The sequence below is a fragment of the Embleya sp. NPDC001921 genome (assembly GCF_053594475.1).
On sequence record NZ_JBSFEO010000027.1, the window covers coordinates 1 to 14,335 of the forward strand.

Sequence of the window (14,335 nt, forward strand, 5' to 3'; positions counted from 1 at the left end):
CGACGATCTCGGCGATGGGCCCGTGCGCGCGCGAGGTCACGGTCAGGCCGTCCTCGGTCTCGGCGACGTCGACGATCAGCGCCGGCGACGCGTAGTGGAGAGAAAAAGGCGGCGCCTCGCGAGCCGGCGACGAAGTCGCCCGACAAGCAGCAACGCCACCGAACACGACTCCGGCCCGCCACGCCCCACCCACGACCCCGACCCGCCACACCACGCCCCCACCCACGACCCACCCCAGCCCCAGCCCCAGCCGGCGACGAAGTCCCCAAAAAGCACAACCGGACCCGGTCCTCCGCACCGGATCCGGCCGCGCTTTCCTCGTCCGAGGCGACCACGGGGTGCGTATCACGCCCCGGACGAAGTCTCGATCCCCGTCAGGCCCCGTACTTGGCCCGGAAGTGCGGGATGACCTTCTCGCCCCAGATCCGGATCGTCTCCATGCAGTCCTCCTGCGGGATCGTGCCCATCTGGATCAGGCACATGATCTCGTCCGCACCCGCGTCGATCAGCTTCTGCACGTAGCCGATCGCGTCCTCCGCCGTCCCGTAGGCGTGGTTGATGTTGTACGTCGCGGTCGCGTTCACGGTGACCGGGATCTTCGCCTCGTGCAGCATCGCGACCTGCTGCTCGGCGGCCTCGTTGATGATCGCCACCTCGTCCCGGCCCTCGACCACGGCCTCGTCCGGGATGCCGGACTTGCCGCCGGAGAACCAGTGCGCGATCGACTGCGCGAAGAAGCGCTGCCCGCGCGCGCCGACCTGACGGGCGCGGGCGCCGTCCTCGGAGACGATGGTCGGGCACAGCGCGACCAGGTGGTCGTTGGTCACGGTCGACACGAACCGCTCGCCGGTGCGCTCCTTGATCGCGTCCCGGTAGATCTGGTTGAGGTTCGCCACCTCCTCGGGACCGGCGAAGCCGAGCACCAGCGCGCCGACGCCGTACTCCGCGGCCTCGACCAGGCTCGGCTGCTTGCTGCAGGCCAGGAACAGCGGCGGGTGCGGGGTCTGCACCGGGCGCGGCAGGATCGGGTGCGAGCCCTCGATGTCGAGCACGTCGCCGTGCCATTCGAGTTCGTCCCGCTGCCACGCGGCGCCGATGATCCGCAGCGCCTCCTCGACCTGGGCCTTGGTCTGCTCGATGTCCACGCCGCACAGCGTGGACTCCTGGAGCGTGCCGCCCCGGGCCGCGCCGACGTCGAGCCGCCCGCCGGAGAGCGTGTCGAGCATGCCGATCCGCTCGGCGACCCGGGCCGGGTGGTTGAAGTTGAACGGCATGCAGACCGCGCCGTGCGCGATCCGGATCCGGCTGGTCCGCGCGGCAACCCAGGTCAGGAAGATCTCCGGGGCGCTCATGTGCGAGTACCACTTGGTCGAGTGGTGCTCGACGGCCCAGATCCGGTCGAAGCCCATCTGCTCGGCGTATACGGCCTGGTCCACGGAGTTGAGGATGACCTCGCGCTCGTGTTCCGCCGTGGGGTTGGCCATCTGGGCTTCGAAGATCATCGAGAACTGCATGCCGTACTCCTGGTGCGCGTGGCGTGGAATACTCCAATTAGATGTATGACGACCAGTCAGGTCAATAGCCGGCTGACGTAGAATCAGAAAAAGTTGACGCGTACCGAACGCGCACCGATGGAGGCCACGATGACGGGGGATCCGCTCCCGAAGCTGCCCGCTACCGCGTGGGCCGTGCTCGGCCTCTTGTCGTTCCCGGGCGAGCGCTCCGGCTACGACCTCAAGAAGTGGGCCGACGCTTCCCTGCGCTTCTTCTACTGGAGCCCGGCGCTGAGCCAGATCTACAGCGAGCTCAAGCGCCTGGAGCAGCTCGGCTTCGCCGTCTCGCGCATCGCCTCCCAGGACGAACTGCGCAACAAGCGGCTCTACCGGATCACCGATTCCGGTCAGGAGGCGCTGGCCACCTGGGCCCGGGACACCCCGGCCGGGCCGCCGGTGCTCAAGCACGGCGTCGCGCTCCGGGTCTGGCTCGGCCACCTCAGCGAGCCGGAGGAACTGCGCAAGACCCTGGTGGAGCACCGCGACTACGCGGCGACCACGCTGGACGAGGTTCGGGCGAGCGAGGATTCGGCGCAGGACCGCTGGCCGTTCCCGGCCCTGGTGCTCAAGTGGAGCGAGCGCTACTGGCAGGCCGAGCGTGATCTCGCCGACGGCATGCTCGCCGATCTGGAGGAGCTGTACCGCAAGCAGGCCGGCGAGGAGTGACCGCACGCCTCACCTGAAGGCGCGGATGAAAAAACGATCCCGGAGTCGAGGGGCGGCACCCGTCGGGGCGCCGCCGACTCCGGGATCGTCGTGGTCGTGCGTGGATCAGTCGTCGTCGCCGATGACCGGCTCGGGCAGGGTGCCGGCGTTGTGCTCCAGCAACCGCCATCCGCGTACGCCCGGGCCCAGCACCGACCAGCAGCAGTTGGACAGCGCGCCGAGCGCGCCCCAGGTCTCCCGGGGCAGGCCCAGCAGCGCGCCGAGTCCGCAACGGATCGCGCCGCCGTGCGAGACCACCACGAGCGTGCCGTCCTCCGGCAGCTTCTCCACCGCGAGATCGATCGCCTGGGCCATCCGGTCGGCGACCTCGCTCTCCAGCTCGCCGCCGCCGCGCCGCACCGGCTCACCGCGCCGCCAGGCACCGAACTGCTCGGGGAAGGTCTCCTCGATCTCCCGATTGGTCAGCCCCTGCCACTCCCCCGCGTACGTCTCGCGCAGCGCGGGATCCAGCGTCACCGGGACGTCGACGAGCCGGGCCAGTTCGGCGGCCGTGTCCACCGCGCGGATCAGGTCCGAGGCGATGATCGCGTCCGGGCGCAGCGCGGCGAGCAGCCGGGCCGAGCGCCGGGCCTGGCCCAGGCCCGCCTCGGTCAGCGGGATGTCGGTCTGACCCTGGAAGCGTCGCTCGACGTTCCACGTGGTCTGGCCGTGCCGCCACAGCAGGACACGGCGCCCCTTCCCGCTCAGAGCGCGCCCTCCGCCGCCTCGGCGGCCTTCGCCTGCTCGTTGCCGAGCCGCACCGATTCCGGCAGCTCGATCCGCGGGCAGTCCTTCCACAGCTTCTCGAGCGAGTAGTAGGCCCGCTCCTCCGCGTGCTGGACGTGCACCACGATGTCGATGTAGTCGAGGAGGATCCAGCGCCCTTCGCGCTCGCCCTCGCGCCGGACCGGCTTGGCGCCGAGCCCGCGCAGCGCTTCCTCGACCTCGTCCATGATCGCCTTGACCTGGCGGTCGTTGGACGCGGAGGCCAGCACGAACACGTCGGTGATCGTGACGACCTCGCTCACGTCGTAGGCGACGACGTCGGTGGCGAGCTTCTCTGCACATGCCACGGCAGCCGCGGTGGCGAGCTCCAGGGCGTGGGGGGTTGCGGTCACGATTCGCTTCCTGCGGACGACAAGGGGATTACCGTTCAGGGTCTCACACGCGGGGCCTCGGACGGCCACCCGTTATTTCGCTGATCCCACGGCGGTCACCCGCCCGGGCGCGCCGCGGTCGTCCCCGAACCGGGAGTCGGGGACGACCGCGGCGGCGGCTACGGCTTGTCCGGGTTGTAGTCCTGCCCGAGCGTGACCACCACGTCGGCGAGCATCTCGCCGGTGGCCTTCTTCACCGCCGTCGCCGGCAGGGCCAGGGTCAGCGCCACCTGTTCCGCGTCCGCCTTTCGGGCGTCGTCGGCGTACTGCACCGTCGACGTCGGCTGGGTGCGCTTGCCCGAGGCGCCACCCGGGACGTACGTGACGCCCGCGTTGAGCAGCCGCGCCTGCGCGTCCGGACCGGAGGCGGGCTTGCCGCTCGCGTCCTCCACCATCACCCGGGCCGGGCCCGCCTCGACCTTGCCCTGGCGCACCGTGCCGCCGAGCAGTTCGCGCACGATGGGCAGCGCCGCGGCGGTGTCCAGGATGCCGTCCGCGGACACCGGGAGGGCCCGGACCTGCATCTGCTTCGCCTGGGTGGCCTTGGCCAGGTTGGCGAGCAGGACGCTGAGCTTGTCGTCCGGCAGCGAGGGGTCGGGCACGTTGGCCATGTTGGCCAGCAGCGACAGGACCGCGTCCGGCTGGGTCGGGAACGCGGTCAGCAGGCCCTGGAGGACCCGGCCGAACCGATCGCCGACCACCGCGGGCGCCTCGTTGGGCTGCTTGTAGCCGGCGAAGGCCAGCGCCGCGACGCCGTTCGCGGGATTGCGGCCCTGTCCGACCAGCACCTTGCCGTCCGGACCCTTGACCTCGACATCGGCATTGAGCTGGATGCCGCCGGCCAGGTCGACCAGGCCCTGCAGGACCGGCTCCGAGATCACCCACGAACCGTCCAGCCTGACGCCGAGCAGGTCGGAGAGCGCGTCCCGGGACGCGCCCGGGCCCTCGTCCGCCATGAGCTGACCGAGCGGGAACGAGCTGTTGTCGGAGTTGACGATGGTGACCGAGGACACGCTGACCATGGACGCGGTGTTCTTGGCCGGGTCGACGGTGAGCAGCACGTTGGCGGCGGCCTTGCCGTCCTTGGCGCGCAGTTGCACGAGCACGCCGCCGTTCTTGCCTGGGGCCGCGACCGACTTCTCGTCGCGCATCCAGGTGTCCCACGCGAAGTACCCGCCGACCCCGAGCAGGGCCACCGCGAGCACCACCGCGAGCGCGATCAGCCGCTGTCGGATCGCCCGACGCTTCTCGTCCCGGCGCTCGGAACGGGTCTCGGCGAAGGACAGCCAGTCGATGACGTCCTCGGCCTGCTCGCTCTCGTCGTCGACGAACGCGAACTCGTCCGAGCCGTAGCCGGGTCGGCCCGGTCGGCCGGGCCCCGGCTTGCGCGTCCTCGGCGGCGGCACCCGGCCGTCCTCGGTGGAGGCCGCGGACCGGCCGGACCCGGACCCGCGTTCGGTCGAGGACGAGGCCGAGGACGTGCGCGAGGACGTGGGGGAGGCCGTGGGCGACGGCGAAGCCGCGGGCGCGCCGGTCGCCTCCGACCGCGAGCGGGCCGGACGGGCCGGACCGGCCGGCCGCACCGGGATCGAACCCGCCGCGATCCCGGTCGAGGCGGGGTCCGTTCCGGCCGACGGCAGCGGCGCCGCGGACCCGGGCGCGGTTCGGCTCCCCGGCACCACAGGCGGCACGGGAGGCACGGGAGGCGCGGGAGGCGCCGCAGGCTGCTCGTAGTACGCCGTGGGCTGCTGCTGTTCGTAGTAGCCCTGCTGCGGGTCGGCAAACCCGCCCGCACCGCCCTGCGGCGGATACGCCTGTCCGCCCGTCGGGTCGTAGCCGTTGGGGTCGTACGCGTTCGGGTCGTAGGCGTTGGCGTCGTAGCCGCCTTGGCCCGCGCCGCCGTAGCCGTTGGGGTCGTACGTCCCCGCGCCGGTTCCCGGGTCGTACGCGTTCGGGTCGTAGCCGGTCGACTCGTAGCCGCCCGGCGCGTAGGTTTCGGGCGGATACGCGTTCGGGTCGTAGGCGTTCGGGTCGTACGGGTACTGCTGTTGCGGGGCGAAGTACACCGGCTCCAGCCCCTGCGGGCCCGACCCCGGCGCCGCCGGTGGTTGCGGGTCGTATCCCGTGAAGCCGCCGTCGGGCGCGTACGAGCCGTATCCCGGCTGTTGCCCCTGGACCTGTCCGCCGTCGCCTCGTTCGGCGCCGTAGGGCTCCTGCGCCTGTCCGCCGTCCCCTTGCTCGGTGCCGTAAGGCTCCCACTCGCGCCGGTCGTCGTTGCTCACGAAGCTCCCCGGTACAGCCGCCGCTTGCTGATGTATTGGACGACCCCGTCCGGTACCAGGTACCAGACCGGATCACCCCCGGCCACCCTTGCACGGATGTCGGTCGACGAGATGGCCAGTGCGGGGACCTCCACCAGGCTCACGCCCCCGTCCGGGAAACCCGGGTCGGACAGAGTGTGCCCCGGACGGGTGCAACCCACGAAATGCGCGAGCTCGAACATCTCGTGCGCGTTGTGCCAGGAGAAGATCTGGGACAGCGCGTCGGCGCCGGTGATGAAGAATATCTCGGTCCCCTCGGGCGAGGACTCGCGCAGGTCGCGCAGGGTGTCGAGAGTGTACGTCTCGCCCTCGCGGTCGATGTCCACCCGGCTGACCGAGAAGGTCGGGTTGGACGCGGTGGCGATCACCGTCATCAGGTAGCGGTCCTCGGGCGAGGACACGTCCTGCGCGAACTTCTGCCACGGCCGCCCGGTCGGCACGAACACCACCTCGTCGAGCCCGAACTGGCCCGCGACCTCGCTCGCGGCGACGAGGTGCCCGTGATGGATGGGATCGAAGGTGCCGCCCATGACACCGACACGTCTGTTCCGCTCGCTCATGGCGCGAGAATCTATCGGTCCCTACTCCTTGACCGCGCCCGAGGTGATGCCCGCGACGATGCGCCGCTGGAAGACCAGCACGAGAACGACGACCGGAATGCTCACCACGACCGACGCCGCGGCGATCGCGGCGGTGGGCTGCTGGAACTGCGACGCGCCGGTGAAGAAGGCCAGCGCGGCGGGCACCGTACGGGAGCTGTTGGTCGAGGTCAGCGACACGGAGAAGACGAAGTCGTTCCAGGCGAAGAAGAACACCAGGATCGCGGTGGTCACCACCGCGGGCACCGCCATCGGCGCGATCACGTAGCGAAACGCCTGCCACGCGGACGCGCCGTCGATCCGCGCGGCGTCCTCCAGGGCCCACGGAATCTGCTTGAAGAACGAGGTCAGCGTCCAGATCGAGAGCGGCATCGTGAACGACAGGTACGGCAGGATCAACCCGATCCAGGTGTCGAACAGGCCGATGCGGCGCCACATGTCGAACAGCGGCCCGACCACCGCGATGGTCGGGAACATCGCGATCGCCAGCGCGCCGAGCAGGATCAGCCGCTTGCCCGGGAACTCCATCCGCACGATCGCGTACGCCGTGCCGGTCGCGCACGCGACCGCGATCACCGTGGCGATCAGCGAGATGCCGATCGAGTTGCGCAGCGCGTCGGTGAACAGGTCGTTCTTGAAGACGGTCCGGTAGTTGTCCCAACTCCAGGTGCTGGGCAGGAACTTCGCGTTGTTGATGTCGTCGCCGCCCTTGAACGACAAGGACACCATCCAGGCCAGCGGCAGCACGGTGATCGCGATCACCACGACGGTGACCAGGACGCGGACGCCCTCGCGGGCCGGACTGGGCTGACTCACGCGGGGCTCCCGAGCTTGCTCACGTCGGTACGGAAGAGCTTGATGAACATGAACGCGATCAGCAGTACGCAGGCGAACAGCAGTACCGAGATCGCCGAGCCCAGGCCGAGCGCGGTGCGACTGACCAGTTGCCGGTAGGCCAGGAAGGACACCGTCTCGGTGTCGTTGGCACCGCCGGTCATCACGAACACGGAGTCGAAGATCCGGAACGCGTCCATCGTGCGAAACAGCAGCGCGACCAGAATCGCCTGCTTCATGATCGGCAGGGTGACCCGGGTGAGCCGCTGCCACGGTCCCGCGCCGTCCACGCGCGCCGCCTCGTGCACGTCCGGGGAGACCTGGATGAGGCCGCCGAGCAGCAGCAGCGACATGAACGGCGTGGTCTTCCAGATCTCCGAGAGGGCGATCACGAACAGCGCGGTCCAGCGGTGGTCGAACCACGCGACGTCGGTACCGAACCAGGCGTTGACGAACCCGGTGGAGGGATCGAACGCGTAGCGCCAGGCGTAGGCGGAGACGACGGTGACGATGCCGTACGGGACGAGCACGATGGTGCGCAGCGTGCGGCGCAGGTGGAGCGCGCGCTGCATCAAATGGGCGAGCCCGAAGCCGATCACGAACTCGACCGAGACGGTGACCACGGTCAGCACCAGCGTGGTCCACACGTCGGTCCACCACAGCGGGTCCTTGAGCACCACCCAGTAGTTCGACAGGCCCGCGAACGAGTTCGCGTCCGGGGTGGTCAGCCGCTTGTGGAAGAGCGAGAGCCAAACGGCGTCGATCAGCGGCGCGATCGCGACCAGGAGCATGATCAGCACGGCGGGCGCGGAGAGCAGCCACCCGGTGCGCCGCATGCGCTGGGCGTGATCGCGCTGCTTCCGGGGCTTCTTGTGCCGGGGCGCGGTGCCGGCCGTGGATACCGTGCTCACAGCAGCACCCTGTCGTGCAGGACCCCGGTGATCAGGTCGTCGGTCCTGCGCGGGGCGGTGTTCGGGTCGACGTCCGCGGGCGGGTGGTACATCCGCTGCACGGACGCGGACACGTCGTTGTAGTACGGGGTGCGCGGGCGCGGGCCGGCCTGGTCGAGCGATTCCCTGATCAGGTCGGCCATCGGCAACGCCTCGCGCACGCGCGGGTCGTCGTAGGCGGCGGCCTTGGCCGTGGTCTCCTTCGACTCCAGCATGTAGGTGATCTGGTTCTCCAGCGTGCCCGCGCAGCGCACCGCGCTCACCGCCGCCTCGGTGTGCTTGCCGTACTTGCTGACCCCCAGGGCGATGCCGCCGAACGGCGGCTTGGACGCCTTGCCCGCGTCGGTCTGCGGGTAGCGCGCCCAGCCGTAGTCGTCGAGCACCTCGCGCGAGAGTTGGCCGCCGTCGACCGCCTCGGCCGCCGCGCCGCGCGCGTACGTCCAATTGACCATGAAGCCGCCCGAGCCGGACTGGAACGTGGTCCGGGTGTCGTCCTCGATCGAGGTGGCCAGGTTGGCCGGCGCGGCGGAGGAGCGGCCCAGCCGGCGCATGACCTCAGCGGCGCGTTTGCCCGAACCGCCCTCCTGGAGTGTGGGTTTGAGGTCGACGCCCTTCTCCACGTCGCGCACGATCGCGCCGCCGGCGCCGGTGACCAGGCCGTTGACCCAGACCGTGATGCCCTCGTAGCGCTTGGCGGGCACCGAGAGGGTCTTGCCCGTCTTCTCCGCGGCGGTGATCACCTCGTCCCAGCTCACCGGACGGCCCAGGTCGAGCCCGGCCGCCGCGACGACCGACTTGCGGTACCACAGGAGTTGGGTGTTCGCCCGGAACGGCGCGGCGACCAGGCGATCGCGCCAGCCCGAGGACTCCACCGCGCTGCTGAGCATGCCCTCGGTGAGCACGGCGGCCTCGGCCGGGTCGAACGGGCGCAGGAAGCCCGCCTCGGCGAACTCCGGTACGAAGACCGGGTCGAGCGCCATCACGTCGATCGAGGAGTCCTTGGCGGCCAGGCGCCGGACCAGTTGCTCACGCTGCCCGGACGCGTCGGTGGGCAGCACGGAGACCTTGACCCGGTAGGCACCTCCCGACGCCTGGCTGCACCGGTCGGCGAGCTTTTGGTACGCCCCGTTGTCCGGCGGCACGTACCAGTTGAGCACCGGCGGGCCCGAGCTGCCGCCTCCACACCCGACGACGGAGGCGACCAGCGCGAGCGCGACGGCCCGGAGTCCGCGACGGCGCGGCATGTGGTTCACGGACTCAGCAGATCAAGCCGACCGTTCCTTTCGCTCCGATACCCCCGAATGGGGGCGTGTCGGCGCGATGCGGACCCACCCGGCCACCGCGACGGCTACGCGACCGCGTCGCGGTGGTGTGCCGGTTCGCGGCCGGTGGGCTCGGCGTACCGCGAAGGAACGCTCACGAACGAACGCTCAGTCGAGGACCGGAGTCAGCGTCCAGTCGCCGTCGGCCTCGAGTTCGATCAGGCAGGGGCCCTTGGGCAGGATCGACTCGCCCTCGTAGTCGCCGATCGCGTTGGCCAGGGTGCCGAGATAGGACTCGTCGCCGCCGTGTTCGGCGAAGGTGCCGACGATGAAGTTCCCGGTGCCCCGATGCGTCATCGCGAGCACCGTGCGCGGGCCGGCCCAGCGCACCGTCTCCGGGCCGGTGCCGGTCAGCCCCTCGGTCAGCGGCCGGGCGGCGTCCGGGCCGAACAGCCGCACGGTCCACGCGCCGTCCGCCTCGATCTTCAGGCGCGAGGTACGGCTGCTGCGTTCGTCCACCAACGCCCGGCCCCGGTAGGCGCCGATCGCGTTGGCCAGCAGTTTGTCCGTCTCCAGGTCGGCGTCCAGGGTCCACACCACGAAGTTGTCGGTGCCGCGTCCCTCGAGCTCGACCAGGAAGGGGCCGGCCTCGACCGGGCGGGTGATCGACAGGACCTTGTCGCCGCGTCCCTCGTAGACACCGGCGGGCGGGGTCTCGCCGGCGGCGGACGCCGGCAACGGCTCGGGGACGGGCGCCGGTTCGTGCTCCACCGACGAAGGCGCGGCCGGTTCGGCGACTGCCTCGGCGACTGCTTCGGTGACCGCTTCGGCGACCGGCTCGGAAGCGATCGACGCGACCGGCTCCGGCTCCGGCTCCGCTTCCACCGCCGCGGCGTCGCCGGGCTGTGCGTTCTCGGCCCGCGCGTCCTCGGACGGAGCATCGGCGGGCTTCGCGTCGGCGGGCTTCCGGTCCTCGGGCGTCGCCTCCTCCGGCTTCGCGTCCTCCGGCGTCATCTCCTTCGGCTTCGCGTCCTCCGGCCCCGGGCCGCCGGCGGGCGGGTGTACCGCCGCGTCCGTCGCCGGCTCCGCCGCCTCCGCCACGTCCTCGTGCGCCATCACCGCGGCCACGATCAGCGTCTGTTCGGGATCCGCGCCCAGATCGCGCACGAGTTGGTCCACGCCCGCCTCGTAGCCCTGGCCCACCGCGCCGAATCGCCAGCCGTCCCGCCGGTAGACCTCGGCCAGGATCAGCGCACGTTCACGGGTCAGCTCCGCGACCGGCAGCACGAAGCGCCCGATCTCGCCGTCCGCGCCGAGCAGCCGAAGCAGCGACCCGGCGCCGAACCCCGGCTCCCGCGCACCGACCGCGAACACCAGGCGGTCCACCACGTCGTCCACGGCGGACAGGTCCACATGGAACTCGGCCGTCCCGGTGCCACCGGCCACCAGCGCGACCGCGCTGATCAGCGACGCCGGCCGGGCCGTACAGACCACGTCCAGGTCCGCCGTGCCCAGGCTGAAGCAGTACGCGGCCAGGCCCTCGCCCGACACGTCGAACTCCACCCTGATGGCCGAATCGTCCAGCCTCGTCTTTTCGCCCATCACGAATGTGCGCATCGGGTCCTCCCCCAGCCGCCCCTGACCTGGCGTCACCTTAACGCGCACGGCAAAGCGCCGGGACGGCAACGGCCGGCCCGGCGATCACGGGAGGTATCGGTGGTTCCGGGCCCCGGGATCCGGATTCGACGACGGGTGCTCAGCGGTCCTTGTTGTACCGCGTCACCACGAACAGCAGGATCAGGAGCACGGCCAGCGCACCGATGCCGGCACCCACCGGGTTCAGGTTTTCGTGCTTGCCGCCTTCGTTGGCCAGCGTGGTGAGGACGGTCGTCGCGTGCGAGGTCATCCGTGGTCAGCCCTTGCGTAGTTTTTGCCGACGTGTGCGCACGACATCGTACGGGCGCCGAGAGCGGGTCGCGCGGCCAGGTTCCGGGGACGACCCTCGGCCCGGGGCGGCGGACGCGCCTAGTCTGGGGGCAGATTGGTCGAGGCTAGGGGGCTGGGTATGCCGGACGACAAGACGATCGAGACCTTCGAGGGGCGCAGGCGATTCCCCGGAATCTCCTCCCGGGCGTACGAACATCCCGCCGACCGCACCGCCCTGGTGGCGATGCGCCGGCTGAGCGGGTTCGACACGGTGCTCAAGCAGATGTCGGGCATGGTGTCCGAACGGGCCATCCGGCTCGCCTTCCTCGCGGGCTCGGTGCGCGCGGGCGAGCAGCAGTTCCGCCGGTTGCACGAGATGGTCCGCGAGTCCGCGTACATCCTGGACCTGCCCGCCGTGCCCGAGTTGTACATCACCCAGGATCCGCAGCCGAACGCGATGGCGATCGGCATGGACAAGCCGTTCATCGTGGTCACCTCGGGCCTGGTCGAGCTGCTCGACGACGACGAGATGCGCACCGTGATCGGGCACGAGACCGGGCACATCCTGTCCGGGCACGCGGTGTACCGCACGATGTTGCTGATCCTGACCCGGTTCGCCTCCGCCCTGTCCGGGATCCCGCTCGGCTCGCTGGGCGTGCACGCGATCATCACCGCGTTGCAGGAGTGGTTCCGCAAGTCCGAACTGTCCTGCGACCGCGCGGGCCTGCTGGTCGGGCAGGACCCCGAGGTGTCGATGCGCGCGCTGATGAAGGTGGCCGGCGGCTCGCAGTTGCACGAGATGAGCACGGACGCGTTCCTGGAGCAGGCCGCCGAGTACGAGGGCGCCGGCGACCTGCGCGACAGTGTGCTCAAGTTGATGAATCTGCTGGGCCGTTCGCACCCGTTCCCGGTGGTCCGGGTGGCCGCGCTGCGCAAGTGGGCGGACGGCGAGGAGTACCCGCGGATCCTCGCGGGCGAGTACCCGCGTCGTGAGGACGACCCGAACGCCTCGGTGCGCGAGGAGGCCAAGGCCTCGGCGAACGCCTACCGCGAGTCGGTACGCACCACCACGGACCCGCTGTTCGGCCTGCTCCGCGACCTCGCCGACGGCGCCGCGGACGCGGGCGGCAAGCTGCGCGACAAGTTCACCGGCCGCCGCGAGGAACCGGGCGCGGCCGCGACGAACACCGGTGGTGGCGGCGGCGCCTGACCACCCGTCAGGGCAGCCCGACCAGCCGGGCGCACGTGCCGGCCGGGGCCGAGCGGAACGGATCCACCTGCTCGGCCGCCGGCGGCGCGTCGGTCGGCGCGGGGCCGGTGAACGCGGGCCGGAACCACAGCGAACCGTCCACGTCGCACCCCTGCGGGCCGGCCACGGTCAGGATCCGCCGCACCTGGAGCAGGCCGTCGCGCACCATCGACTCGTCCAGGTGGAAGTCCCACACCCGGTGCAGCACGAAGCGGGTCCACCCCGGGCCGCCGACCTGGGCCACCGCGTAGACGAACACCACGTCGGCGGTGACCACGAGATCCGCGCGCGCGTGTTCGGCGGCGGCCAGCGTGCCCTTGACCCGTACCGGCGCGTCCAGGACCTTGACCGCGGCCGGATCGAATCGGGTGATCCACCCGGTGGGCGCGAACGTGTCGTCGTCGCGCGGGGCGATCAGCGCCGCGCCGAGCTGTTCACGCTGCTCGGCGCGCAGCAGCGGCAGCGCGGCCCACGGCCGACCCCCGGCGAGCACGCTCGGGTCGAGTTGGGTGTCCACCACGAACTCGCGGACCAGCTCCAGGGCCTGGCGCACCCGCGCCGCCGAGAAGTGCGCCGTCGCGCGGGGCTCGCCGACCGCGATCCCGGCCGCGCCCTGCGCCCAACCCGCGGCCGGGCCGGCCGACATCGGGTCGGCGGGCAGCGGACCCGGCGCGTAGCCCACCGGCGGCAGCAGCGCGACCCGATGCAGCACCGCCGGACCGATCTCCAACCGCGGCCCGGGCGCGGCGGCCCGCCGGGCGCCCAGGAAGCTCGCGCCGCCGATCACCGCCAACACGAGTAACGCGCCCAGGGCGCCGCGCAGCGTACGCACCCGCACGCCGAACACCCGGCGCTGCCGGTGCGGTCGTTTGCCCCCGTGGATCCGCTCGCGTGCCGACGGCTCGTGCAGTCCCGCCGCGCGCACGAAGGTCGCGTCGAAGACGACGGCGCTGAACTCGTCCTCGCCGTCGGGCCCACCCCGGTTCGGGCCTTCGGGGGGCACTCCCCGTCCGGACATACTCCCAGCTTAGGTCGCCCGCGAGCGGGTGGATACGCACCCGGACCAGGGGTTGCGGCCGGGGCTCAGCCGGGCCCCGAACGGGCTGCGGCGGGCACCGAGGGCACCGGCGCGGCCCCGTCAGCGGCGCCGGAGTCACCGGGCGGAACGGTGATCCGCACCTGTGACGTGTCCTGTCCGGGCAGCGGCGCGAACACCGGGTTGTTGTCCGTCGTCGCGCTCCGGCCCGAGTCCACCGACGGCTGCCGGGGAGCGGTGGGGCCCTGTGAGGATCCGCTGCGGTAGACGGCGGTGACCGCCATCGCCACCACGCCGACGCCCATCAGCAGGGCCAGCACCCAGGCCACCCCGCGCCGCCAGCGTGCGCCCCGCGCGGCCCGGGCCCACGGCTCGCCCGCGAACCAGGTCGGCACGTGCGGGAGCATCGGGCCGGGGTCGGAGGAGGAGACGGTGCGGGCCCGCCACGGGTCCTCGCCGTCGGGTGGATACGCCCCGTCGTCGAACCAGTCGGAACGCTCGGCCTGTTCGGCCTTCTTGTCGGTCCGCTCGGGCGCGGCCGGTGTGGGTGTCGGCGCAGGATCGACCGCCGCACCACGCTCGTTCGCCGAGGGCTCGTGCACGCGGGCGGCGCGCACGAACGACTCGTCGAAGACGACGGAGGAGAGCTCGTCCTCCGAGAACTCGGGAAAGTCTGGGCCGTCCGGGAACTCTGGCCCTGGTGATTCGGGCACTCCTAGACAGTATTACCGCAGGCACCCCGA

The 14,335-nt window shown here is 71.4% G+C and carries 14 protein-coding genes; 2 read left to right on the forward strand and 12 right to left on the reverse strand.

Translation table 11 applies throughout. The annotated features are described in order from the left end of the window. Positions 1-374: 374 nt before the first annotated feature. Positions 375-1,514, reverse strand: coding sequence for an LLM class flavin-dependent oxidoreductase (locus tag ACWCPW_RS28325; protein WP_395862830.1), 1,140 nt, complete (start codon positions 1,512-1,514; stop codon positions 375-377). A 129-nt stretch (positions 1,515-1,643) separates the two neighbouring features. Between ACWCPW_RS28325 and ACWCPW_RS28330 the strand changes: the two genes are divergently transcribed. After that, on the forward strand, positions 1,644-2,219 hold the full coding sequence (locus ACWCPW_RS28330; protein WP_395862832.1) for a helix-turn-helix transcriptional regulator: 576 nt from the start codon (positions 1,644-1,646) through the stop codon (positions 2,217-2,219). A 105-nt stretch (positions 2,220-2,324) separates the two neighbouring features. Here the strand turns inward: ACWCPW_RS28330 and ACWCPW_RS28335 are convergent, their stop codons facing one another. The 9 genes from ACWCPW_RS28335 to ACWCPW_RS28375 form a co-directional block, all read right to left on the reverse strand. After that, positions 2,325-2,966: a histidine phosphatase family protein gene (locus tag ACWCPW_RS28335; RefSeq protein WP_449764547.1), complete on the reverse strand. Its 642-nt coding sequence runs from the start codon at positions 2,964-2,966 to the stop codon at positions 2,325-2,327. Continuing rightward, positions 2,963-3,376 carry a ribosome silencing factor gene (gene rsfS, locus ACWCPW_RS28340; protein ID WP_020549744.1) on the reverse strand — a complete coding sequence of 138 codons (414 nt, stop codon included), beginning with the start codon at positions 3,374-3,376 and terminating at the stop codon, positions 2,963-2,965. Before rsfS ends, ACWCPW_RS28335 begins: the two co-directional genes overlap by 4 nt. Positions 3,377-3,534: 158 nt before the next feature. Continuing rightward, entirely contained in the window at positions 3,535-5,697 is a 2,163-nt protein-coding gene (locus ACWCPW_RS28345) for an LCP family protein (protein WP_449764431.1), read from the reverse strand. After that, the gene (gene nadD / locus ACWCPW_RS28350; protein ID WP_395862838.1) at positions 5,694-6,296 is read right to left on the reverse strand and encodes a nicotinate-nucleotide adenylyltransferase; all 603 of its coding nucleotides are present in this window, start codon (positions 6,294-6,296) and stop codon (positions 5,694-5,696) included. Before nadD ends, ACWCPW_RS28345 begins: the two co-directional genes overlap by 4 nt. Positions 6,297-6,317: 21 nt before the next feature. Continuing rightward, a complete protein-coding gene (locus ACWCPW_RS28355) occupies positions 6,318-7,151 on the reverse strand; it encodes a carbohydrate ABC transporter permease (protein ID WP_449764432.1) in 834 nt (277 codons plus the stop codon). Continuing rightward, positions 7,148-8,080, reverse strand: coding sequence for a carbohydrate ABC transporter permease (locus ACWCPW_RS28360; RefSeq protein WP_449764433.1), 933 nt, complete (start codon positions 8,078-8,080; stop codon positions 7,148-7,150). Before ACWCPW_RS28360 ends, ACWCPW_RS28355 begins: the two co-directional genes overlap by 4 nt. Continuing rightward, positions 8,077-9,363 carry an extracellular solute-binding protein gene (locus tag ACWCPW_RS28365; RefSeq protein ID WP_449764548.1) on the reverse strand — a complete coding sequence of 429 codons (1,287 nt, stop codon included), beginning with the start codon at positions 9,361-9,363 and terminating at the stop codon, positions 8,077-8,079. Before ACWCPW_RS28365 ends, ACWCPW_RS28360 begins: the two co-directional genes overlap by 4 nt. A 186-nt stretch (positions 9,364-9,549) precedes the next feature. Then, positions 9,550-10,998, reverse strand: coding sequence for a TerD family protein (locus ACWCPW_RS28370; RefSeq protein WP_449764434.1), 1,449 nt, complete (start codon positions 10,996-10,998; stop codon positions 9,550-9,552). 139 nt (positions 10,999-11,137) lie between these two features. After that, positions 11,138-11,287, reverse strand: coding sequence for a hypothetical protein (locus ACWCPW_RS28375; protein ID WP_449764435.1), 150 nt, complete (start codon positions 11,285-11,287; stop codon positions 11,138-11,140). A 159-nt stretch (positions 11,288-11,446) separates the two neighbouring features. Between ACWCPW_RS28375 and ACWCPW_RS28380 the strand changes: the two genes are divergently transcribed. Next, positions 11,447-12,517: a M48 family metallopeptidase gene (locus ACWCPW_RS28380; protein ID WP_449764436.1), complete on the forward strand. Its 1,071-nt coding sequence runs from the start codon at positions 11,447-11,449 to the stop codon at positions 12,515-12,517. Between the two features lie 7 nt (positions 12,518-12,524). On the opposite strand, the gene ACWCPW_RS28385 is transcribed toward ACWCPW_RS28380, so the two are convergent. Both ACWCPW_RS28385 and ACWCPW_RS28390 read right to left on the reverse strand, forming a co-directional pair. Further along, positions 12,525-13,574 carry an SCO2583 family membrane protein gene (locus tag ACWCPW_RS28385; protein ID WP_449764437.1) on the reverse strand — a complete coding sequence of 350 codons (1,050 nt, stop codon included), beginning with the start codon at positions 13,572-13,574 and terminating at the stop codon, positions 12,525-12,527. Positions 13,575-13,639: 65 nt separating this feature from the next. Continuing rightward, positions 13,640-14,305, reverse strand: coding sequence for an SCO2584 family spore wall biosynthesis protein (locus ACWCPW_RS28390; RefSeq protein WP_449764438.1), 666 nt, complete (start codon positions 14,303-14,305; stop codon positions 13,640-13,642). Between the last annotated feature and the right edge of the window lie 30 nt (positions 14,306-14,335).

What these genes read in the sequence shown, in the direction of transcription:
- ACWCPW_RS28325 (WP_395862830.1), bottom strand. Translation starts at nt 1,514, where the DNA reads ATGCAGTTCTCGATGATCTTCGAAGCCCAGATGGCCAACCCCACGGCG.
- ACWCPW_RS28330 (WP_395862832.1), top strand. Translation starts at nt 1,644, where the DNA reads ATGACGGGGGATCCGCTCCCGAAGCTGCCCGCTACCGCGTGGGCCGTG.
- nadD (WP_395862838.1), bottom strand. Translation starts at nt 6,296, where the DNA reads ATGAGCGAGCGGAACAGACGTGTCGGTGTCATGGGCGGCACCTTCGAT.
- ACWCPW_RS28365 (WP_449764548.1), bottom strand. Translation starts at nt 9,363, where the DNA reads ATGCCGCGCCGTCGCGGACTCCGGGCCGTCGCGCTCGCGCTGGTCGCC.
- ACWCPW_RS28370 (WP_449764434.1), bottom strand. Translation starts at nt 10,998, where the DNA reads ATGCGCACATTCGTGATGGGCGAAAAGACGAGGCTGGACGATTCGGCC.
- ACWCPW_RS28375 (WP_449764435.1), bottom strand. Translation starts at nt 11,287, where the DNA reads ATGACCTCGCACGCGACGACCGTCCTCACCACGCTGGCCAACGAAGGC.
- ACWCPW_RS28380 (WP_449764436.1), top strand. Translation starts at nt 11,447, where the DNA reads ATGCCGGACGACAAGACGATCGAGACCTTCGAGGGGCGCAGGCGATTC.
- ACWCPW_RS28385 (WP_449764437.1), bottom strand. Translation starts at nt 13,574, where the DNA reads ATGTCCGGACGGGGAGTGCCCCCCGAAGGCCCGAACCGGGGTGGGCCC.